The organism is Nitritalea halalkaliphila LW7 (genome assembly GCF_000265075.1).
Taxonomy (GTDB): Bacteria; Bacteroidota; Bacteroidia; order Cytophagales; family Cyclobacteriaceae; genus Nitritalea; species Nitritalea halalkaliphila.
Window position 1 is genome coordinate 38,112 of record NZ_AJYA01000024.1, and the last position, 21,259, is coordinate 59,370.

Annotated in this window: 13 protein-coding genes and 6 pseudogenes; 16 read left to right on the forward strand and 3 right to left on the reverse strand. The window is 53.5% G+C overall.

Annotated features, from left to right (window positions below; translation table 11 throughout):
* Positions 1 to 116: 116 nt before the first annotated feature.
* Together A3SI_RS09190 and A3SI_RS09195 are read left to right on the forward strand one after the other, a co-directional pair.
* Entirely contained in the window at positions 117 to 884 is a 768-nt protein-coding gene (locus A3SI_RS09190; RefSeq protein ID WP_009055331.1) for an NRDE family protein, read from the forward strand.
* Positions 885 to 920: 36 nt separating this feature from the next.
* The gene (locus A3SI_RS09195) at positions 921 to 1,907 is read left to right on the forward strand and encodes a YpdA family putative bacillithiol disulfide reductase (RefSeq protein ID WP_009055333.1); all 987 of its coding nucleotides are present in this window, start codon (positions 921 to 923) and stop codon (positions 1,905 to 1,907) included.
* Between the two features lie 8 nt (positions 1,908 to 1,915).
* Here the strand turns inward: A3SI_RS09195 and A3SI_RS09200 are convergent.
* A pseudogene (locus A3SI_RS09200) lies at positions 1,916 to 3,066 on the reverse strand (NAD(P)H-dependent glycerol-3-phosphate dehydrogenase).
* Positions 2,951 to 4,651 carry a 1-acyl-sn-glycerol-3-phosphate acyltransferase gene (locus tag A3SI_RS09205; protein WP_009055335.1) on the reverse strand — a complete coding sequence of 567 codons (1,701 nt, stop codon included), beginning with the start codon at positions 4,649 to 4,651 and terminating at the stop codon, positions 2,951 to 2,953. The pseudogene A3SI_RS09200 and the gene A3SI_RS09205 overlap by 116 nt, the downstream one beginning before the upstream one ends.
* 184 nt (positions 4,652 to 4,835) lie before the next feature.
* On the opposite strand from A3SI_RS09205, the pseudogene A3SI_RS09210 reads away from it, so the two are divergent.
* Positions 4,836 to 5,812 (forward strand): annotated as a pseudogene (locus A3SI_RS09210) (polyprenyl synthetase family protein).
* A gap of 145 nt (positions 5,813 to 5,957) precedes the next feature.
* Here A3SI_RS09210 and A3SI_RS09215 read toward each other — a convergent pair.
* Positions 5,958 to 7,205 carry a TlpA disulfide reductase family protein gene (locus A3SI_RS09215; protein ID WP_009055336.1) on the reverse strand — a complete coding sequence of 416 codons (1,248 nt, stop codon included), beginning with the start codon at positions 7,203 to 7,205 and terminating at the stop codon, positions 5,958 to 5,960.
* Positions 7,206 to 7,580: 375 nt separating this feature from the next.
* Between A3SI_RS09215 and mraZ the strand changes: the two genes are divergently transcribed.
* The 13 genes and pseudogenes from mraZ to ftsA all read left to right on the forward strand — a co-directional run bounded on the left by mraZ (position 7,581) and on the right by ftsA (position 21,234).
* Positions 7,581 to 8,015 carry a division/cell wall cluster transcriptional repressor MraZ gene (gene mraZ, locus A3SI_RS09220; RefSeq protein WP_316929151.1) on the forward strand — a complete coding sequence of 145 codons (435 nt, stop codon included), beginning with the start codon at positions 7,581 to 7,583 and terminating at the stop codon, positions 8,013 to 8,015.
* Between the two features lie 44 nt (positions 8,016 to 8,059).
* Positions 8,060 to 8,932, forward strand: coding sequence for a 16S rRNA (cytosine(1402)-N(4))-methyltransferase RsmH (rsmH, locus tag A3SI_RS09225; protein WP_009055340.1), 873 nt, complete (start codon positions 8,060 to 8,062; stop codon positions 8,930 to 8,932).
* The gene (locus tag A3SI_RS09230; protein WP_009055342.1) at positions 8,925 to 9,326 is read left to right on the forward strand and encodes an FtsL-like putative cell division protein; all 402 of its coding nucleotides are present in this window, start codon (positions 8,925 to 8,927) and stop codon (positions 9,324 to 9,326) included. The genes rsmH and A3SI_RS09230 overlap by 8 nt, the downstream gene beginning before the upstream one ends.
* On the forward strand, positions 9,326 to 11,425 hold the full coding sequence (locus A3SI_RS09235) for a penicillin-binding protein (protein ID WP_009055344.1): 2,100 nt from the start codon (positions 9,326 to 9,328) through the stop codon (positions 11,423 to 11,425). Before A3SI_RS09230 ends, A3SI_RS09235 begins: the two co-directional genes overlap by 1 nt.
* A 1-nt stretch (position 11,426) precedes the next feature.
* Entirely contained in the window at positions 11,427 to 12,890 is a 1,464-nt protein-coding gene (locus A3SI_RS09240; RefSeq protein WP_040670580.1) for a UDP-N-acetylmuramoyl-L-alanyl-D-glutamate--2,6-diaminopimelate ligase, read from the forward strand.
* Positions 12,890 to 14,102, forward strand: a pseudogene (gene mraY / locus A3SI_RS09245) (phospho-N-acetylmuramoyl-pentapeptide-transferase). Before A3SI_RS09240 ends, mraY begins: the two are co-directional and overlap by 1 nt.
* Before the next feature lie 5 nt (positions 14,103 to 14,107).
* Complete coding sequence (murD, locus tag A3SI_RS09250; RefSeq protein WP_009055349.1) at positions 14,108 to 15,469, forward strand: UDP-N-acetylmuramoyl-L-alanine--D-glutamate ligase; 1,362 nt, start codon at positions 14,108 to 14,110, stop codon at positions 15,467 to 15,469.
* 58 nt (positions 15,470 to 15,527) lie between these two features.
* Positions 15,528 to 16,636: pseudogene (locus A3SI_RS09255) on the forward strand (FtsW/RodA/SpoVE family cell cycle protein).
* Positions 16,636 to 17,750 (forward strand): annotated as a pseudogene (murG, locus tag A3SI_RS09260) (undecaprenyldiphospho-muramoylpentapeptide beta-N-acetylglucosaminyltransferase). The pseudogenes A3SI_RS09255 and murG overlap by 1 nt, the downstream one beginning before the upstream one ends.
* Entirely contained in the window at positions 17,740 to 19,155 is a 1,416-nt protein-coding gene (murC, locus tag A3SI_RS09265; RefSeq protein ID WP_009055355.1) for a UDP-N-acetylmuramate--L-alanine ligase, read from the forward strand. Before murG ends, murC begins: the two are co-directional and overlap by 11 nt.
* Positions 19,148 to 19,399: a hypothetical protein gene (locus A3SI_RS09270; protein WP_009055356.1), complete on the forward strand. Its 252-nt coding sequence runs from the start codon at positions 19,148 to 19,150 to the stop codon at positions 19,397 to 19,399. Before murC ends, A3SI_RS09270 begins: the two co-directional genes overlap by 8 nt.
* A complete protein-coding gene (locus A3SI_RS09275) occupies positions 19,323 to 19,856 on the forward strand; it encodes a cell division protein FtsQ/DivIB (protein WP_156810253.1) in 534 nt (177 codons plus the stop codon). The genes A3SI_RS09270 and A3SI_RS09275 overlap by 77 nt, the downstream gene beginning before the upstream one ends.
* Before the next feature lie 44 nt (positions 19,857 to 19,900).
* Positions 19,901 to 21,234 (forward strand): annotated as a pseudogene (gene ftsA / locus A3SI_RS09280) (cell division protein FtsA).
* Positions 21,235 to 21,259 lie beyond the last annotated feature (25 nt).

Genomic DNA, 21,259 nt, shown 5'->3' on the forward strand with positions numbered 1-21,259 from the left:
CAGCGCTGATCAAGCAGGGCAGCCTACACGTATCGAAAGAGAACGCTGCTTTAGCGAATTATCCATGCGGAAATGCTGAAAAAGTCGTACTTTACAGCCGTTCTATCACCTTACCCATGTGTTTAATCGGATTTAAGTGGCAAAATCACCCGGGCCACCCCCTCGTGCTCGTTGGAAATCGGGATGAATTTTTCGATCGACCCACTCAGGCGCTGCATCGCTGGCCTTCTGGCATGTTTGCGGGCAAGGACCTGAAGGCAGGCGGCACCTGGATGGGCTTCCATCCTAATGGGCGTTTTGCGTACCTAACTAATTACCGCGATCTACGTCGGCCGGTGCAGGGTGCGCTCACCCGCGGCGACTTGGTGCGTGATTTCGTAGAAGGGAATTTAAAGCCCGAAGCCTATTTAAAGCGCATAGCCCAGCGGCAAGAACGCTATGAGGGCTTTAACTTGCTCGTCGGCACCCCAGAGGAGCTCTATTACCTTTCGAATTATGGAGATGCGATTTCGCGCCTCGCGCCGGGGACCTATGGCCTGAGTAATGGGCTATTAAATAATGACTGGTCGAAGGTGAGGCGCATTCAGGAAGACCTCGAGGCCCTGCCGGAGCAGCCCTACTTGGAGGATCTCCTGCAGCTGGCCGGGGGCCAAAACGTGGATCCGGACCACTTGCTTCCTGACACGGGAGCCAGTTTACATCAGGAGCGCCAGCTTTCGGCGCAGTTTATTCGCCTCGACGATTATTATGGCACGGTTAGCACGACGGCCGTTTTATGGCGGGAGGATGGCCAGGTCGAGCTGCTGGAGCGCGCATATTTAGGCCAGCAGACCCGCATTCAGGAGGCTCATGTGCGCTTTCAGATTAAGAAAAGCCGCGCCTAATCGGGAACTTAGCGCGTGAAAAGCTGTTGCTTTACTATGGAAAAAACTTGTGTGGAAGTGCTGATCATCGGTGGAGGGCCGATCGGTCTGGCCTGTGGGATCGCCTGTGAAGAACATCAGCTGGATTACCTGATTCTGGAAAAGGGAGTGCTCACGAATTCCCTGTTTCATTACCCTTTAAACATGACTTTTTTCTCCACTTCAGAAAAACTGGAGATGGGAGGAGTCCCTTTTATGTCGGTGAGCCATAAGCCGACGCGGACGGAGGCGCTGGAGTATTATCGCCGTGTGACGGAAAAGTGGCGGCTGCGGGTACGCTGCTATGAGGAAGTTTTGCGCCTGAGGCGCAATGAAAACGGCACCTTCACCGTCACCAGCTCGAAAGGGGTCTACGAGGCCCAAAACCTCATTTTAGCCACTGGATTTTACGATCTCCCGAACCTGATGGGGGTTCCAGGGGAGGACTTGCCGAAGGTAACACATTATTATAAGGAGCCCTGGCCTTACATCGGGCAGCGCGTGCTCGTGGTGGGTGCGGGAAATTCTGCCGTAGATGCGGCCTTGGAAACCTACCGCAAGGGGGCCCAGGTGACCATGGTTCTCCCCGGGGAGGGTATCGATGAAAATGTGAAGTATTGGGTCAAGCCTGACATCGAAAACCGCATAAAAGAGGGGTCTATCCGGGCCTATACCCAGAGCCGTGTGCAGGAAATCCTCGCCGAGGAGGTGCTGCTGCATACGCCAGAAGGAGAGGTGCGGGTGCCTAATGATTTTGTGCTCGCCATGACAGGCTATCGCCCAAATTTCGCGCTGCTCGATCAGCTCGGCGTGGAGCTCTCGCTTGATGAAAAGCGGCAGCCCTGTTTCGATCCGGACAATCAGGAGTCCAATGTGCCCGGGGTATATTTAGCCGGTGTGGTCTGCGGTGGCTTGGTTACGCGTACGTATTTTATCGAGAATTCCATCGTGCATGCCAGTCAGATCGTGCAGCATATCCTTCAGAAGAAAGGTGCTGCCTCTTAAAACCGCATTTAGAGGAAGTCCACATCCACGCTGAAGGGGTACTTCATCAGGTACTGAAGCGCATCTTCTATGGGGAGCTCCTCGAAAAGCACCTTGTAGAGGTTCTCGGTGATGGGTGCGCGCAGGCCATTTCCCTGAAGGAAAGCCTTAATAAGTTGCACGGTGTTAATTCCCTCGGCCACCTCCTCCATGCTGGCGATGATGGCAGGAAGTTTCTCTCCCTTCGCAAGCCGATAGCCCACGGTATAGTTGCGCGAAAGGTTCGAGCTGCAGGTGGCCACGAGGTCCCCGATGCCAGCCAATCCCATAAAGGGTTTTACGCCGCCGCCGAGGGCATTTCCGAGGTAAATGAGCTCGACCATCCCCCTGGAAATCAGCAGGCCGCGCGCATTTTCGCCCAGCCCCATCCCTTCGAGGCACCTGCGGCGATGGCGATGATGTTTTTCAGGACCCCGCTAAGCTCTACGCCGATGATATCCGCATTTCCATACACCTGAAATTTATCGGAGCGGAGCAGGCGCTGGCCTTCGAGGATGACCTCATTGTATTTACTGGCGATCACGGTGGCGGCAGGCTTTCCGGCCATCAGCTCCCGAGCCAAGTTAGGGCCCGCCAGACAGCCCACGCGGATGACCACCGTTTCTTCTAAAATCACCTCACTCATGGTGCGGATCTGGCTGCGCTTGATCTTGGAGATTTCTTTAAGGTTTTCCCCGGGGGGCAAATTTAGAGCCAGGCCCTTCGTGCCGTGGATGATGCGGTGATAAGGGTGCAGAAAGGGCGCAAAGGCCCGTGTCACCTCCGTAAATGCGGCTGAGGGAACCATGAAGAAAAGGGTCTCGCAGCGCCGGCAAATACCCTCGATATCTTGTGTCGCTTTCACCTCGGGGTGAACCGAAAGGGAGCCATTCAGATGCTGGGAGTTGATCTGCTCCACGACTTCGGGCCGCCGCACATAGGCCAGTACCTCCGTTTTTTCGGCTAGGTTGTTTGCGATAGCCGTTCCGAAGCTACCCATGCCGATGACACCTACGGGTTTCGATTTAGAAGAGCCTGTGGAGTTCATATCCCTGAAGTCTGTTGTGGTAAAAATAAAGTAAAGAAAGGTCCTCGGTGACGATTTGGCCGGCCGCATCTCGGATGAGGGGGCGCTTCGCATGGTACATGCCCACATTATCGAGCCCATGCGCGATGATGGCATCCAGCTCTCTGTTGAGGTGGGGGGCCATGTGGATTTTACCTGCCGCCTTGAGTGTTTTGATTTGCGCCAGCACAAGTCCCACGGCCTCTTTAAAGGCGCCATAATCCAGGCTGATGTCTTCTTCCGGCAGGCGGAGGACGCTGTAGAGATCCATTTTTTTATTCGCCTTCCGGATCATCTGAAAGGCTGTAAAGGCCACGATATGCGAGCTGAAGACCCGGTTATTGATGTGGAACTCTTCCACGATGCGGCGCCCCAGGTGATAGGTGTACTCTTCCTCTCGCTGTTCATCGCGGTTTACCTTGCCGTTCGCCATAAAATAGTCGGAGGTTTCGATTTCCCGACCCGTTCGGTCCAGGCTTTTGCCCTCGGCGGTCACATAATTACCGAGCACATCCATGGCGCGCCCCACGGAGACGGAAATATCGGAACCCTTCGTAAAGAATTTTACTAAAAACTTCGAAATTTTATACGAGGTGCTGAATTCATCGGCCTCTTCGTAGTAGCGCTCCTGCCCGGTTCTGGAGAGGTGCTCCTTAATGAGGGAGGGTGCTTCCAGCACAAAGTGGTAGTTGATCGTCACAGGCACGATAAATATTTTTCCACTCACGTCGGTCTTGCCACGCTCGTAGTTGACGCGCTGTGCTTCTATGGCCGTGCCCAGTAGACCAAGCTTCAACTTGGACTCGATTTCTCCGCTTCGGGAGCGGGTGCCGCCAGGGAAGAAGAGGCTGTGGACGCCCTGCTGCATGGCCATGGAGGAGTAGCTTTTTAGCGTTTCGATGTAGGGAAGGTTTTTTTTCCTGCGGTCCACCTTATAGGCTCCCAGTGCATTCATGAAGTAGGCGAAAATCTGGATATTAAACAGGTTCAGCCCCGCGCCATAAATGAAGGGAGGGAGTCCCAGCACGGAGATGATCCAGCCGATCAAAATGCTGTCCAGGTTCGAAAAGTGCGTGGGAACCATGACGATGGTGCCTTTTCGTGCCAGCTGCCGGAGCTGGTCTGTCTCCCCTATGATCTGAATTTTATCTTGGAGGGTGAACTGGTTGCTGAAGAGTGAACGAATCCCTTTTACACGCGCGGCGTTTAGGAGTCGGGCGAAGCCAAAGGTGACGATCCGGCGGGTCAGCTTGTAGTGGGTATGTTTAAAGTTGGAGGCGATTTCCTCGGCATAGCGCATAGTGATCTCTTCCAGGATGCTAGTGCAGCGGGCCATTTTATCAGCGCGGCTGAGACTAGCATTTTCGGCAGTAAGCTGTACCAGTCGCGACTTCACCCCATTCCAGAAGGCATAATCATCCTCTGGGTCTACGACCCAAGGGTTCTGCTTAATGCGCATTTTTTCCCGGTAGAGCGTCGTTTCTAATTCTTCTTTTAGCAGATCGGGATTGTTACCTGTGAGTTGTAGTAGCGCATTTTTGCTGGCTTGGGCTACAGCTAAGACGAAAGCTTTACGCTCCTTACTAAGTTTGACGACGGGCCATTCGTCTTTTTCGGGAAGAATCGGCTCGTAGCGGTGTTTGATGTACGCGTCTGTCAAGGCGGTTCGAGGTTTAAAAACAAATATAGGAATTTTTTTTTGAGTCCTTTTGGCAGGGACTGCCGCCCAATTCTATCGAAAAAACAAAACGATTTTCTCTATGGGGTGTTATCCCTAAGAATTAAACGATGAATGGTTTTGTCTAAGGTGGAAACCGTAGTATTATTGCAGCTGAATTACCCATATGAAACCCGACCTTAAACAAATACAAGCGCCGATCGCTGTGGAAATGGCGGAATTTGAAAAAAAAATTCCGTGACTTTATGAAAAGTAAGGTCAAGCTGTTGGACCACATCACGAACTACATTGTGAAGCGGAAGGGCAAGCAGATGCGGCCCATGTTCGTGTTTTTAACGGCGGGTACCAGCGGGCAGATCACAGATGCCAGCTTTCGGGGTGCAGCGCTGATAGAGCTCCTACATACCGCTACCCTCGTACATGACGATGTGGTGGATGATGCGAATTATCGCCGGGGCTTTTTTTTCGATAAATGCCCTGTGGAAGAACAAGATAGCGGTCTTGGTGGGAGACTATTTACTCTCAAGAGGCCTTCTGCTCAGTGTGGAAAATAAAGATTTTGAGCTTTTAGAAATCGTCAGTACGGCGGTGCGCGAAATGTCGGAGGGCGAACTACTGCAGATCGCCAAGGCCCGTAAACTGGATATTACCGAGGACGTTTATTATACGATTATCCGCCAGAAAACTGCCAGTCTCATCGCAGCCTGCTGTGCGGTCGGGGCCCAAACCTCCGGTGCTTCTGCTGAAGAGGTGGATCGGATGCGAAGTTTCGGTGAAAAGATCGGTATGGCTTTTCAGATTAAAGATGATCTTTTCGACTACGGAGATGATGAAATCGGCAAGCCGGTGGGCATCGATATCAAAGAGAAGAAAATGACGCTGCCGCTGATTTATGCCTTGCAGCAGGCTCCCTGGCTGGAGCGTAAAAAGATCATCCACCTCATTCGCCATCGAAATGAAGATAAAAAAGCCATTAATGAGGTCATCGATTTCGTGAAGAAGTCGGGTGGCTTACGCTATGCCACGGAGGTCATGAATCGCTTTTACGAGGAGGCGATGGAGATGCTAAAAAGTTATCCAGAATCTACCTATAAGGCCTCTCTGGCGGGCTTGGTGGATTACACGATTTCGAGGAAAAAATAAGGCGACTAGCCTTCTGCTTAGTGGATGTTGGCCGGCAGGCCAAAGGGGCTGCATGCGCATCCTATCCAAATAAACTAACGGGAACGAAAAGAAAAAGCCCCTTCAGGTGCCTAATGTAGGTATGAGGGGGCTTATTTTTTTCATTTTATTCTGCGAGTAGGCGCTGGACGAAGGCCTCATGCTGCTGGGTCCATGCGGTGTACACCTCGCCCGTACCCGGTCCGCTGAAGCCTGTGTGGATCTTGCGGACGCGGTGCTGGCGGTCCAGGTAAATTAGGGTGGGGAAGGCGATCACGGCAGAGAGCTGGGGCAGCTTTTCGGCGGCTTTTTGCTTGTTCGATTCTCCAGCGATCAGGAAGGGGAAGTCGGCCTGGAAGCGTTCCTTACTTTTCTTCACCCGCTCCACGGCATAGTTGAAATCATCCTTGCGCTCGAAGGCTAAGGCGATGACGGCCACCTCCCTTTCGTCTTGTGTCTTCAGCCAAGAGGCTAGGTAGGCGGTTTCATCCATGCAGTTCGGGCACCAAGAGCCAAAAAGGGTCACGAGGACGACCTTGTTCGCAAATTCAGGGTCGGAAAGGGAGACAGGGTTACCTTCCAGATCGGGGAAGGTGAAGTCAAACTGCTCTTCTCCTTCCTGCAGCTGGGTGAGCGTATCTGCGTCGGGGAGCTGAAAGTCTGCGTCGCGCGTGGCGGAGTAGCTTTCGAGATAGCTGGGGCCAGAGCGGAAAATGCCGGTGAAATTGTTTCGGTCGCGGTAATTCCCTTCGAAATAAAAGAGATGGCTCCCGTTAAAGGTGCTCAAGCGGAAGGCATCTCCTTCTACGCGTCCTTCTAAGAAGCGGTAGTCGCCGAGGGCGGTCAGGAAGGTGCCGGTGAGCAAGCTGCCCTCTTGTTCGAGCAGGGCGATGGCCTCATAGCTGCTGCCGTTTTCATGGCGGAAGGTGACACGGTAGCGGCCAGAAAAATCCACAGAAGGGTCGAAGTGAACGGGGAAGCGTGTGTCGGCGGCTTGCTTCGTGCGGGCGCGAAAAGGCCAGCTGTATCCGGGTACATCGTATTTCGTAAAGCGACCGCGTAGTGTGCCGTCAGCTTGTGGCGCTAGATGGAGGCCTGCATCGAACACACCCATGCTGATGATGAGGCTGTCTCCCTGCTGGTCGACCCGATCCAGGAGGAGCCTTTCGTCGGCATTACGTGCATAGACGAGCGTTCCTTCCGGGCTCGGTTCGAATTCCAGTTCGAAGGGAAGGCTGTATGCGGGCATGTCGATATGCGCTAGCCAGAGGCCGCTCAGGGAAGCTCCGGCTGCCACTTCCTCTTGCTCAGAGGGGGTGGAGCAGCTGAACAGCAGGGCAAGTGATCCGAGGAGTAGGGTCCAAGTTTTTTTCATGTGGTTAGGAATTAGGAGCGTAAAAGTACGACAAAATTTTTTTCTCGATTTCAGACTTTTTTTTTGTGAGGAAAGATCCTTCTGCTAAAGGGGTGAGAATCGAGGGGGAGGTCGGAATAAGTCTATTATGTGAGTAGGGAATTTGGGTGTTTCACCAAATTTTATGGAGGTATTCCTAAAACGTAAAAGGTAAGTTACTGTAAACCAAAGGCCCCTGATCGTGTAGAGCCCGATGTTTTCCCAGTAAAGTGTTGTAAACATTTACGGAAATGACTACTTTTAATAAAAAGTGGAGACTTATGTCATAGTGTGGTGGTAAGTGTCATGGCTTTTTGTAATTTTGTAAACACGATACAGTTTTGATTTTAAATGGGGATGTTCAACAGCCAGTATGATTGCAAGATCGACGCGAAGGGGCGTATGGCATTGCCGGCCAAGATACGGTCGGCGATACCAGAGTCTAATGGCGCGAATTTGTTCTTGCGATGTGCGGATGATGGCTGCTTGACGCTTCTAACCCAGCTGGAGTATAAGAAGATCCAGAATCAAGTGAATGCGCTCTCGGATCATAATCCGGAGACGCGAAAGTTAAAGCGGAGTTTTTTCGCGATGATAACAGAGGTGGAACTGGATTCTGCAGGGCGAATTTTAGTCCCAAAGGGTTTTTTAAGTTTCGCCGCACTGGAGAAGGACGCGGTGGTCGTCGGGGTGGGCAGTTATGTGGAAATTTGGAACCCTGAGCGATACAGGGAGCTAGTTTTTGAGGACCCGGCGGACTTATCTGATTTGATGCAAAAATACCTTTCATAGGCTATGAGTACATACGATTATCATGTTCCAGTAATGCTTCAGGCATGTATGGATGGCTTGGCTATACGCCTAGTGGCCTTTATGTGGACGTCACCTTCGGAGGTGGCGGTCACTCGCGTGCCCTATTAGAGCGTTTAGACGGAGGCCATCTCTATGCCTTCGATCAGGATCCTGATGCGGTAAAAAATAGCCCAGAGGATGCACGCTTCACCCTTATCGAAGCCAACTTTAGAGATATTAAAAAGTACCTACGCCTCTATGGTGTCCGTCAGGTGGACGGTCTGCTAGCGGATTTAGGCATTTCTTCTCATCAGATCGATGAGCCGGAGCGTGGATTTTCTACACGCTTCGAGGGACCCCTGGATATGCGCATGAGTCAGCAGGGGGCGCTCACCGCCGCTCAGGTGCTGAACACCTACGAGGAGGGGCAGCTCCATCGCCTTTTTGGCATTTACGGAGAGGTGAAAAATGCCAAGACCCTCGCGCAGGCGATCGTGGCACGCCGAGCAGACCGCCCATTCGGAGATAGTGCGGAATTTAAAGCATTCTTAGAACGCTTTGCCCCACGGGGCAAACAATTTAAATACTATGCCCAGGTTTATCAGGCGCTGCGGATCGAGGTGAACGATGAGATGGGCGCCCTGGAGGAACTCCTGCTGGCCTGTACCGACCTGATCAAGCCGGGAGGCCGCCTGGTCGTGATGAGCTACCACTCGTTGGAAGACCGTCTGGTCAAGCATTTTATGGCGAAGGGCAAGTTTCACGGGGAGGTGGAAAAAGATTTCTATGGCAACCTGCAGCGGCCTTTCGATCCCGTGCTCCGGAAGGCGCAGACGGCGGATGCGGCAGAGTTAGCAGCGAATAATCGGGCGCGCAGTGCCAAGCTTCGGGTGGCAGAAAGGAGGGCAGATGGCTAACACCTTTCGCAAGTCGAATCCGACGAAGCCTCAAGCAGGGAAGCAAAAGCCGAAAAAGGCAGGCAAAAGCTTGTTCGGCTGGCTCGAGTCCACCTTTAATGTGCGGCCGCTTTTAGGAGATGGCATACCGGCGGGCTTGGTGCTGCCCTTCCTGTTTTTTGCGCTGCTGGCTTTTTTGTATATCTATACGAATTACCGAGCAGAGAATTTAGTGCGGGAGATCGCACGCTTGCAGACGCAGGTGGATAATCTCCGGGTGGATGTGACGACGGAGGAGGCCAACTACCTGCTCCATCTGAAACAGTCCGAGTTAGCGAAAAGGCTGGAGCCGCTGGGCTTAGTGGAGATCAGCCAGCCACCGATAAAATTAGAACGAAAACAAAAAGCCGACTAGTGAATATCAAACAAAATATCGTCATCCGTGTACGCCTCGCATTTACCCTTATCGCCCTAGTGGCCTTAGCGGTGGTGTATGCCCTAGTGAAACTGGCGGTATTCGATGCGGAGCAGTGGCAGGAGGCGTCTATCTATCGGCAGATTCAGGAGCGAGAGATAAAAGCCACCCGCGGAAATATTTACGATGCGCAGGGGGCCCTACTGGCGACGAGCCTCCCTTTTTATCGCCTGGCCATAGACCCGGTACAGGCTTCTGATACGCGTTTTTATGCTTCTATAGACTCTTTATCGCTTCTGCTTTCCCGCCGCTTCGGGGACAGGTCTGCGCTAGGGTATAAGCAGCTGATAGAGCAGGCACGCCAAAAAGGCAATCGCTTTCTATACCTTAGCTCAAAAGAAATCAGCCATCACGAACTGCAGACCATTAAAACCTGGCCGCTTTTCCGGGAGGGTAAATATGGCGGTGGTTTTATTCCTACTAAGGAAGAGCGGCGGTATAAGCCCTTCGGGCAATTGGCCTCCCGCACCATCGGAAATGTGAGTGATGCGGGCCATAGTGTCGGCCTGGAGGCTAGCTTTGACCATTTTTTAGGTGGGGTGAATGGTAAGGGCTATTTTCAGGCGCTGTCAGGGGGTGTCTTGCGCCCCGTTTCACACGCGAATGAGGTGAAGCCGGAAGATGGCTATGATATTTTCACCACCTTGGATGTGAACATTCAGGATGTAGCAGAGGCGAGTCTGCTGCGGCAGCTAAAGGACCGAAATGCGCGCTTCGGATCGGTGATCGTGATGGAGGTGCAGACAGGACATATTAAAGCGCTGGTAAATTATGAGCGCAAGTCCCCTGGGGTCTATGTGGAGTCCTATAACTATGCCATCGGCGATCAGGGCCTCACCGAGCCGGGGAGTACCTTTAAGCTTTTTTCCATGCTGGCGCTGCTGGAGGAGAAAAAAGTCTCGCTTCAGGACATCGTGGAGACTGGAAATGGCACCCACCGCTTTTATGACCGCACCATGCGCGATGTGAAGGTGGGGGGGTATGGTAAAATTACCGTGCAGGAGGCCTTCGAAAAGTCTTCGAATGTAGCGATTTCTAAATTAGTAGACCAGCACTTTGGGCATCAGCCCAAACGCTTCACCGGCTACCTGGAAAAGTTAGGACTAGATCAGGCAATCGGCTTTCAGATGCAGGGGGAAGGGGTGCCTTATGTGAAGACACCGGGATCTAAGAACTGGTACGGCACCACGCTGCCGTGGATGTCGATCGGGTATGAGCTCCGCTGGAATCCCCTGCACACGCTGATGTTTTATAATGCAGTGGCGAATCAGGGGGTGATGGTCAAGCCGATGATCGTGCGTGCGGTGGGACGTGGAAATGAGTTCGAAGAAATTTTTCCCACGGAGGTGTATCGCAAGCGGATCGCTTCCGATAAGACCATCAGAGACTTACAGCGCCTGCTCGAAGGGGTGGTCGAAAATGGCACGGCGCGGAATATTCGGCATGCCAGCTATAAAATCGCTGGGAAGACAGGAACGGCACAAATCTTGGAAAATGGCAGCTACACACGGAAATACTATGCCTCCTTCGCAGGCTATTTTCCTGCTGATCAGCCACGCTACAGTGCCATCGTGGTAATCGACAGCCCGGAAGGCTTGCATGCCTACGGAGGGGACGTTTCCGCACCGGTTTTTAAAGATATCGCAGACAAAATCATGTCGCAGGATTTAGAGTTGAACACCCGTCGCTTTCAGGGAGCGATGGCGCAGATAGGGGATTTCCCACTCATTCAGGGGGGAGCCTATCAGGGTATTCGGGAGGTGACGGAGCGTTTAGCTCTGCCCGCTAGACCTTTAGCAGAGGAAGTGGATTTCGTGCATACCGCCCTAGCGGGTAATCAGATCGTCTATCGCTCGGGAGATCAAAACGTTTCCGATCAGGTTCCTGACGTGACCGGCTTCCCTCTGCGGGATGCGCTATATGCATTAGAAAATAGAGGGCTCTCCGTGCAGTACACGGGCAGTGGGCGTGTCAAGCGGCAGTCTATCCCTGCGGGGACCTCTTGTGCAGGGCAGTCCATACATTTAATTCTTGAGTAGCATGCGGAAACTGAAAGACATATTATATAAAGTGGCTTTACGCGCGACGCAGGGGGACATGGAACTGGGCGTGACGGGCATCTATTTTGATAGCCGCCAGGTGCGTCAGGATGGCCTCTTCGTGGCAGTGCCTGGAACGCAGGTGGATGGGCATGCCTTTATCCCAAAGGCCATCGACCAGGGGGCACGTGTGATCGTATGCGAGGTCCTGCCTGAAGAAACGCGTGTGCATGTTACCTATGTGCAGGTCGCCTCCGCGGCAGTGGCCTTAGGGGAAATGGCGGCGAATTTCTACGGTAACCCCTCAGAGAAACTCAAGTTGGTCGGCATCACAGGCACGAATGGCAAGACCTCGACTGCGACGCTGCTCCATCGGCTTTTTATCGCGCTGGGGTATCAGGTGGGACTGATCAGCACGGTGGAGAATAAAATCAATGAAGAAGTGCTGCCAGCCACGCACACCACACCGGATGCAGTGCAGCTACAGGCGCTTTTGCAGCGCATGCTGCAGGCCGGCTGCACGCATGTATTTATGGAGGCCAGTTCCCATGCCATCGTGCAGGAACGGATGGCGGGCACACGGGTGACTGGGGCAGTTTTCACGAATATCAGCCACGATCACCTGGATTATCATGGAGATTTTAACTCCTACATCAAAGCCAAAAAGAAATTGTTCGACGGCCTGCCGAAAACGGCTTTTGCGCTGACGAATGCAGACGATAAGCGCGGTGCTGTCATGGTCCAAAATACCGCAGCACAGATTCATACCTATGGGATTAAAACGGATGCGGATTTTAAGGCCAAGGTCCTGAGTAATACCCTCGAGGGTTTAGAGCTCTCCATTCAGCAGCATGCTGTGTGGTTCGGACTCATCGGCCGCTTTAATGCTTATAACCTTTTGGCCGTTCTGGCCACCGCCCTTCTGCTGGGCGAAGAAGAGGAAGAGGTGCTGCTGCAGCTTTCCCGCCTAAAAAGTGCCACTGGCCGCTTCGAAACCGTGCAGGCGCATGGGCTGACAGTGGTCATCGACTATGCGCACACGCCAGATGCACTGGAAAATGTGCTCGCCACGCTGGAAGAAATTAACGATGGGCGGGCACACATCTACACGGTGGTCGGCTGCGGAGGGAATCGGGATAAAACCAAGCGCCCGCTGATGGCTAAAATCGCTGCCGCCAAGAGCACGAAGGCCTATTTCACCTCAGATAATCCTCGCGATGAGGATCCTGAGCAGATTTTAGCAGACATGCAGGAGGGGCTCTCTCCCGTGGAGCTGCGTAAGGTGCTCAGCATCGCAGACCGCCGCTCCGCCATTAAAGCCGCCATTTTAGGAGCTGAGGAGGGCGACATGATTTTAGTGGCCGGAAAAGGGCACGAAACCTATCAGGAGATAAAAGGGGTCAAGCATCCCTTCGACGATAAAGAAGAAGTAAAGAAAATTTTAGCGCTGTTAAACCAAAAGTAATGTTGTATTCGCTTTTCGACTATTTAGATAAGGTATTGGACTTCCCGGGTGCGGGAGTGTTCCGCTATATCTCCTTCCGTGCGGGGATGGCGGCCTTACTCTCTCTGGTCATTACCATCACTTTTGGGCACCATATCATCCACTGGATCCGCCGGCAGCAGATCGGGGAGACGAGTGCGGGATTTGGGCCTAACCGGCCAAAACGAAAAGAAAGGGACGCCTACCATGGGGGGCTTGATGATGATCGCGGCTATCCTGCTGCCTACCTTGCTGTTTGCGAACGTCAAGAATGTGTACATCATCTTGCTCCTGATTACCACGGTATGGTTAGGGGCCATCGGCTTTATCGATGACTACATCAAGGTCTTCCGTAAAAATAAGGAAGGGCTGGCCGGACGCTTTAAGATCGTCGGGCAGGTGGGCATTGGCATCATCGTGGGCGCCACCCTTTACTTCCATGAAGGCGTCGTGGTGCGGCAGTTTTCCAACCCCGTCTCCGTGGAAGAAGGGGTCGTGGATGCCCCCGCTTACCGAGATGTGAAGGTGGCCAAAACGACTATTCCTTTCCTCAAAAATAATGAGTTGAACTACGAAGAGGTATTGGGCTTCCTAGGAGATGCCATGACCCCTTTCCTGTATATTTTCTTGGTGATTTTTATCATCACAGCGGTCTCAAATGGCGCAAATATTACCGATGGGATCGACGGGCTCGCCGCGGGCACCTCTGCCATCATCGGCTTGACCATCGCTATTTTCGCCTACCTGAGTGGAAATGTGATTTTCAGCCAGTACCTGAATATCATGTACATACCGAATTCCGGAGAGCTGGTTATCTTCTGCGCGGCCTTCGTAGGGGCTTGCGTCGGCTTCCTCTGGTATAATGCCTATCCCGCGCAGGTGTTTATGGGTGACACCGGCAGTTTGATGCTGGGCGGAGTAATCGCGGTGCTGAGTTTGGCGCTGCGCAAAGAGCTCCTCCTGCCGGTGGTCTGCGGGATTTTCTTGGTGGAAAATCTCTCCGTCATCATTCAGGTAAGTTATTTTAAATACACGAAAAGGAAATACGGTGAGGGCAGAAGGGTCTTTCTTATGGCACCCCTGCACCATCACTATCAAAAGAAACAAATTCCCGAGGCGAAAATCGTCACGCGCTTTTGGATCGTCGGCATCTTGTTAGCGATCGTCACATTAGCCACGCTAAAATTACGCTAAGTAAAATGGAAGCAGGAATCGGCATCATAGGAGGAGGAGAAAGCGGCGTGGGTGCGGCTTTACTGGCAGCACGCGCCGGACTTCAGGTATTTTTATCTGAAGGAGGGCTCCTTTTGCCTGTGCGCAAGCAGGCGCTCTTGGGTGCGGGCATTTCTTTCGAGGAGGGCGGCCACACGCAGGAGCGCTTGCTCTCGCTTCCCCTGTGGGTGAAGAGCCCGGGAATCCCCTTCACCCATCCCCTGATTCAGGCGGGGCTGGAGAAGGAAATCGAAATTATCGACGAGCTGGAGCTGGCCTATCGTTTTGCGACGCAGGAGCGCAGCCCGCATATCATCGCCATCACAGGCACAAATGGCAAAACCACCACTGCTCTGCTCACTTATCATCTCCTCGTGCAAGCGGGAGTGGAGGCGGGCCTCGCTGGAAATGTGGGGCAAAGCTGGGCGGCGCAACTGGCCGCAGGTGCATCTCCTGCGGTGTGGGTGCTGGAGGTGAGCAGTTTTCAGTGTGAGGGCTTGCGCCAATTTAAGGCGGACACCTCCGTGCTGACGTCCCTAAGTCCGGATCACCTCGACCGTTACGCCGGAGAGGGCAGTGCTTATGCGGCGGCTAAAGGTTGGCTCCTTGCCAATACCCTTCCCTCAGGCCGTGTACTGGTTACGGCCACAGACGCTTGGGCCTGTGAGACGGCGGAGGCTTTTTCTTCCGCGCCCCTGCACTATGTGGGTCGCGAAGGGGAAATTTGGCGTGCTGCGGACACGGCTTATCTACGAGTGGCCGGTGGGCAGCGAGAGATTTCCATGGCGGGATTTCCGCTGGCAGGGCCGCATAATACCAGTAACGCCCTCCATGCCTTAGGGGCAGCACTGGCAGCAGGTGCCCCTGAGGAGCTTTTGGCCGAAGGCCTGAGGAGCTTTCAGAATGCGCCCCATCGCTTACAGCTGGCGGGGGAACTCGCCGGCGTACGTTTTCTGAATGACAGCAAAGCCACCAACGTGGAGGCGGCGCTTCAGGCGGTGAAAAGCTGCCCGGCGGGGATCGTTTGGATCGCTGGAGGGATAGATAAGGGAAACGATTATAGTGGTCTCGAACCGTATTTGCCGCAGATAAAGGCGCTGGTCATCCTTGGAGCGGACGCGGGTAAGTTGCAAGCGGCCTTTCAGGGTAAAATCCCGAAGCTACTGCATACGCGCCAGGTGGCAGAAGCGGTGGAGCTGGCCTTTCAGGAGGCGGCAGCAGGAGATACGGTGCTGCTGGCACCTGCCTGCGCGAGTTTTGATTTATTTCGCAATTATGAGGATCGTGGCGAGCAGTTCATGCACGCCGTCCACGCATTTATAGAAAGGAGGAAACATGCAGTCGGTTAAGCAATTTTTAGATCGGCACCTGAAGGGGGACCCTTACATTTGGACAGTGGTGCTGCTGATGGCGGCATTCAGCCTGATCGTGGTCTATTCGGCTACGGGTACGCTGGCGCAAAAAACCAGTGGGGGTAACACGGAGCGGTTCCTGCTCAGCCATGGCCAAAATGTGGTCTTGGGTCTGATCGCGATGTTTTTCGTGCACCGCATGCCCTACCAGCTGCTAAAGACGCTTTCGGCCCCGCTTTATGTGCTGAGCATCCTCCTGTTGCTTTATGTGACGCTAAAGGGCAGCACGGTAAATGAGGCCAGCCGCTGGGTGACTCTTCCTGGTCTGGGCCAGTCTTTTCAGCCTTCGGATCTGGCTAAGCTGGCGGTGATCCTGCTGCTGGCTAAGCGGCTGGCGCTGAATCAGCTGAAGGTAAAGGAATCCGGCGCTCTATCCATGGCGCTGGTGATAAAAGCAGGAATCGTGGTAGGTTTAATCGCCTTTGCGAATATTTCTACTGGCTTGATATTAATGTCTTCCGCACTGCTGCTGATGATTATCGGCAGGGTACCTGTGATGCGTTTAGCGGGCTACACCTTTTTCTTCGTGGCCTGTATCGGGATCGCTTACCTCTTCGGACAGCGTGGGGAGACGGCCCTCAACCGCCTTTCGAATGCCTATGGCACGGAGGAGGTGAGCTTTCAGCGGCATCACTCGAATGTGGCGATTGCCTCGGGAGGAGTGTTCGGTAAAGGACCGGGTAATTCGGAGCAGCGCAATATCCTGCCGCATCCCTACTCGGACTTTATATACTCTTTGATCATCGAGGAGTATGGTGTCATCGGTGGAATCGCCGTTTTGGCGGGCTATCTTATCTTGCTCTACCGCTCCACCCGTGTGGTAGCGGCGTCGACCAAGCCTTTGGGGGACTGGTGGCGGCGGGGCTGAGCTTTTCTCTGATCATTCAGGCGATGGTGAATATGCTCGTGGCGGTAGGGCTCGTACCGATTACCGGTCAGCCGCTCCCGCTGTTAAGCATGGGGGGAACCTCCTACATTTTCACCTGTATTTCGATCGGCGTGATCTTAAGTGTGAGCCGTCAGGACCACATGGAATCTGAGAAGCAGAAAAGCGCTGCGGAGCCGGCAGCTTTTGGAAATCGTAAACGAACAGCCCTAGCCTGATGGAGCAGAGAAAAGGACCCTATCGACTGATTATTAGCGGAGGTGGCACGGGTGGGCATATCTATCCGGCACTGGCTGTGGCCAAAGCCTGGGTGGCGCGCTATCCGGACAGCCGTGTGCTTTTCGTAGGCGCGGAGGGCAAAATGGAGATGGAGCAGGTTCCAAAGCGGGTTTTGAAATCGTAGGGCTGCCGGTGATGGGTATCCCGCGTGCCTTGACGTGGAAGCATCTCCTGCTTCCGGGGAAACTTTGGAAGAGTCTGAGCCGTGCCCGCACGCTGATTCGCCAGGAGCGCCCCGACGCGGTGTTGGGATTTGGCGGCTATGCCAGCGGCCCAGTGTTATTTGCTGCGCAAAATAAGGGGATTCCCACACTGGTGCAGGAGCAAAACGCCTATGCTGGGCTGACGAATAAATTGCTGGCCAAGCGTGCCCGCAGAATTTGTGTGGCCTACTCGGGGATGGAGCGCTTTTTCCCACAGGAGAAGCTGCTGGTTACAGGGAATCCTGTACGCCGTGAAATCGTGGAGGGCAGTTACGATCAGGCAGCGGCTCGGCAGCTGATGGGGCTTTCTGAGCGTCCGACCTTGCTGGTTTTAGGCGGGAGTTTAGGAGCTAAGGCGCTGAATGAAGCGGTGCTGGCGCACTTGCCACGTTTGGAGGCGGCCGGTATTCAGGTAATCTGGCAGTGTGGCGCCCTGTATGAGGAGCGTTTACGTGCTGCTTTAGCGCAGGAGGCCTTCGCGCATGTGCAGCTGCGGCCGTTTATCGCAGATATGGCGCAAGCGTACGCCGCGGCGGATGTGATCGTGAGTCGAGCAGGAGCCCTTTCGGTATCTGAGCTATGTGTGGTAGGCAAAGCGGTGGTGTTCGTGCCTTCGCCTAATGTGGCAGAGGACCATCAGACGAAAAATGCGGCAGCGCTTTTAAAGGCCCATGCAGCCCGTGCTTTAGCGGATGCGGAACTGATGGAGCGTTTTGGAGATACGGTACTGGATCTCTTCCAGGATGAAGCTGCACGGCAGCAGTTAGGAGAAGCGATTCGTGGCCTTGCTTTGCCGAAGGCCACAGAGACGATAGTAAATGAAATAGAGCAACTGATAGATGCAGACTGATCAGCTACGGTATGTGTATTTCCTCGGCATCGGGGGTATCGGGATGAGTGCTTTGGCGCGCTGGTTCCATCAGAAGGGGCTACCTGTCAGTGGCTACGACCGCACGCCTTCCCTGCTCACGGAACAGCTGCAGCAGGAGGGGATTCCCGTGTACTTCGAAGATAGTGTGCAGATCCTTTCTGAGGCGCTGCGTGCCCTGCCTGTGGAGCAGGTGCTAGTGGTTTGGACGCCGGCAGTGCCTGCGAGCTCCCAGCTGCTGACGCATTTCCGAGATGCGGGCTATCGTCTGCTCAAGCGAGCGGAGGTGCTCGGGCTACTGAGTGCAGAGCGTAGCTGCTTAGCGGTGGCGGGGACACATGGGAAGACCACCACATCGGTGCTTTTAGCGCATCTGCTCCATAGTCAGGGGCTTCCGGTGTCTGCCTTTTTAGGGGGCATCGCGAAAAATGTAGCGAGCAATTTGATTCAGCCCCAGCGTGGGGAAGAGACGAAGGCCACGATGGTGGTGGAGGCCGATGAGTTTGACCGCTCGTTTTTACACCTGCATCCCACTGCGGCGGTGATTACCTCTGCGGATGCGGATCATTTAGATATTTATAAGGATGCGGAGCAGCTGCTGGAGGCCTTTCGGCTTTTCGCTGGGCGTATCCGCAAGAAAGGCATGCTCCTCCTGCAGCATACGGCTGCAGAGAAGTTAGGGACACTCCCTTTAGCGAAAAAAGTTCGTGTGCTCACCTACGGTTTAAAAGGGGGTGAAGTCCGTGCGGAAGCGATTCGGGCGCATGCCGATCGGTTTATTTTCGATTATCATGCACCGGATAAGGTGATTCATGACCTGACCTTGCCCATGCCCGGCTATCATAATGTGGAAAATGCATTGCCCGCCATCACCTTAGCGCTTGCAGCAGGACTGAGTGTGGTGCAGGTCCGTGCGGCTTTGCAGGTATTCGCTGGGGTAAAGCGGCGCTTCGAGCGCTGTGTGCAGACGGAAGCGCATGTGTACATCGACGATTATGCACATCATCCAGAAGAAATTCGAGCGACACTCAGTTCGGTGCTGGCGATGTATCCCGGAAAAACACTGACGGTAGTCTTCCAGCCGCATCTGTACTCGCGCACGCGGGATTTTGCAGCCGGATTTTCGGAAAGCCTGTCACTGGCTGACCGCGTGTGGCTATTGGATATTTATCCCGCCCGTGAGGAGCCGATTCCTGGGGTTTCGGCGGAGATGCTAATAGGCGGGATACAGGCAGCGGAGAAGCGCCTGGTGGCGAAAGAGGAGCTTTTAGGGCTTATCCGAGGGGAACAGCCCGAGCTCTTGGTTACCTTAGGAGCGGGCGACATCGATCGCCTCGTGGCACCGATTACGGCGCTACTGACAGCGAAAGGAGGTTTAGATGCTTAAGGTTATCGTACCCGTTTTGGCTAGCCTGTTTATGCTGGGCTCTCTGGCCTTTTCTTTTATCCGCTCCCAGGAGCAGGTGCTAAGCAATGTGGTGGCAGAGGTAGAGGCCTTACCTGAAATTTATTTCTTAGATGCGGCTGAGGTGCTCGCGACATGTGCAGTCTGTGATGCCGCTGGTCTCTGGGGAGACCAAGGTCAAGGAAATCGACCTGCATCTCTTGGAGCAGCGTCTGCTGGCACATGACCATGTGAAGGCCGCCCGTGTGGCGCTTAATCCCGCCGGTGAGCTGCGCGTATGGGTGCGGCAGCATCAGCCCGTAGCCCGCGTGGTACGGAGCCGAGCGGCAGACGCTTATCTGACGGATGAGGGGCTGCTGATTCCCGTTTCCCCCCGATTTTCTGCACGGGTGATGACCTTATCTGGCCCAGGTGCAGAGGCGCTGGTCCTGCATGAAGTGCCCGAAAAGCAGCTACAGGAATTGACACAGTTTTTAAAGTATGTATATGGGGATAGTTTTTGGTTTTCTCAGCTGATTCATGCCCATGTGGATGAACAGCTGGAATTAGCGCTTTATCAGCAGGTAGGCAAGCAGGTAATCGCTTTCGGTACAGCGGAGCACTTCGTGCAAAAGCTGGAAAAGGTCATTGTTTTTTATGAGGAGATCGCGCCAAGAAGGGATGGAACGCTTACGAGCGTGTAAATGTAAAGTTTAGTAATCAAATTATATGTGAATAGGGAAACGCTATGGAAAATGAGAAGCTTATAGTAGGTCTAGACATCGGGACGACGAAGATTTGTGCTGTGGTGGGGCGCAAAAATGAGTACGGCAAATTAGAAGTTTTAGGAGTAGGTAAAGCGGTCTCTGATGGGGTAAAGCGCGGCATGGTGGCGAATATCGACAAAACGGTGACAGCGATCGAGAAGGCTGTGCGCGATGCCAGTGACATGGCGCAGGCGGATATCGGCGAGGTATTAGTGGGGATCGCGGGTCAGCATATTCGTTCTTCGGTGCATCACGGCTCTATGGTGCGCAGCCAGGGGCAGGAAGAAATCAGCGTAGAAGATATTCGAAAAATGTCGAATGACATGCATAATATCGTGGTTCCAGCAGGAAACCGTATTATTCATGTCATGCCACAAGATTACACCGTGGACTATGAAGATGGTATTAAGGATCCTGTCGGCATGTCAGGAAATCGTCTGGAGGCAGATTTTCATATTATTACAGCACAAATAGGGCGATTCAGAACATCAACCGATGCGTTTCTCGTGCCAATCTGGAGGCGTCCGAGCTGATTTTAGAGCCTATCGCTAGTTCTTTAGCGGTGCTAAGTGACGTCGATAAGGAAGCGGGTGTGTGCTTAGTAGATATCGGTGGGGGAACTACGGATATCGCCGTTTTTTACGATAATATTATTCGCCATACGGCGGTCATTCCGCTAGGAGGAGAGATCGTCACCTCGGATATTCGCATGGGCTGTAATGTGCTGGCGCATCAGGCGGAGCTGCTCAAGACCCGTTTCGGCAAGGCTATCGCAGAGGAGGCCAGCGAAAATGAAATCGTATCCATTCCAGGGATTCGCAATAGGCCGGCGAAGGAAATTTCCATGAAAAACTTAGCGGCTATTATTCAGGCGCGGATGGAAGAAATTATAGAGTTTGTTTATAGTGAGCTGATGCAGAGTGGCTACCACAAGCAGCTAGCAGGGGGTATCGTACTCACGGGTGGAGGGGCTCTAATGCCCCACTTGACGCAGTTATTTGAGTACTGTACGGGAATCGATACACGTATCGGCTACCCGAATGAGCACTTAGGGAAGTGTCCTGATGAAGAGCTTAAGAGCCCGATGTATGCTACCAGTATCGGCTTGGTGCTGGCTGGGTTTATGTCGATCGATAACAGAGAAGAAAGGTACCGGACGGAGTACGCGCAGGGCGTGGTACAAAATTCAGGTTTGCGCCACAGCGCGCCAGAGGAAGCTCCGAAGGAGGGTAAGACCCGTACATTCGGATTTCTGCAGACGATAAGTGATACATTAAAACGAACGATGAAGGATTCCGGGGACGATTCGTACTAGACCTTTTTATGTAAATTTTTTATAA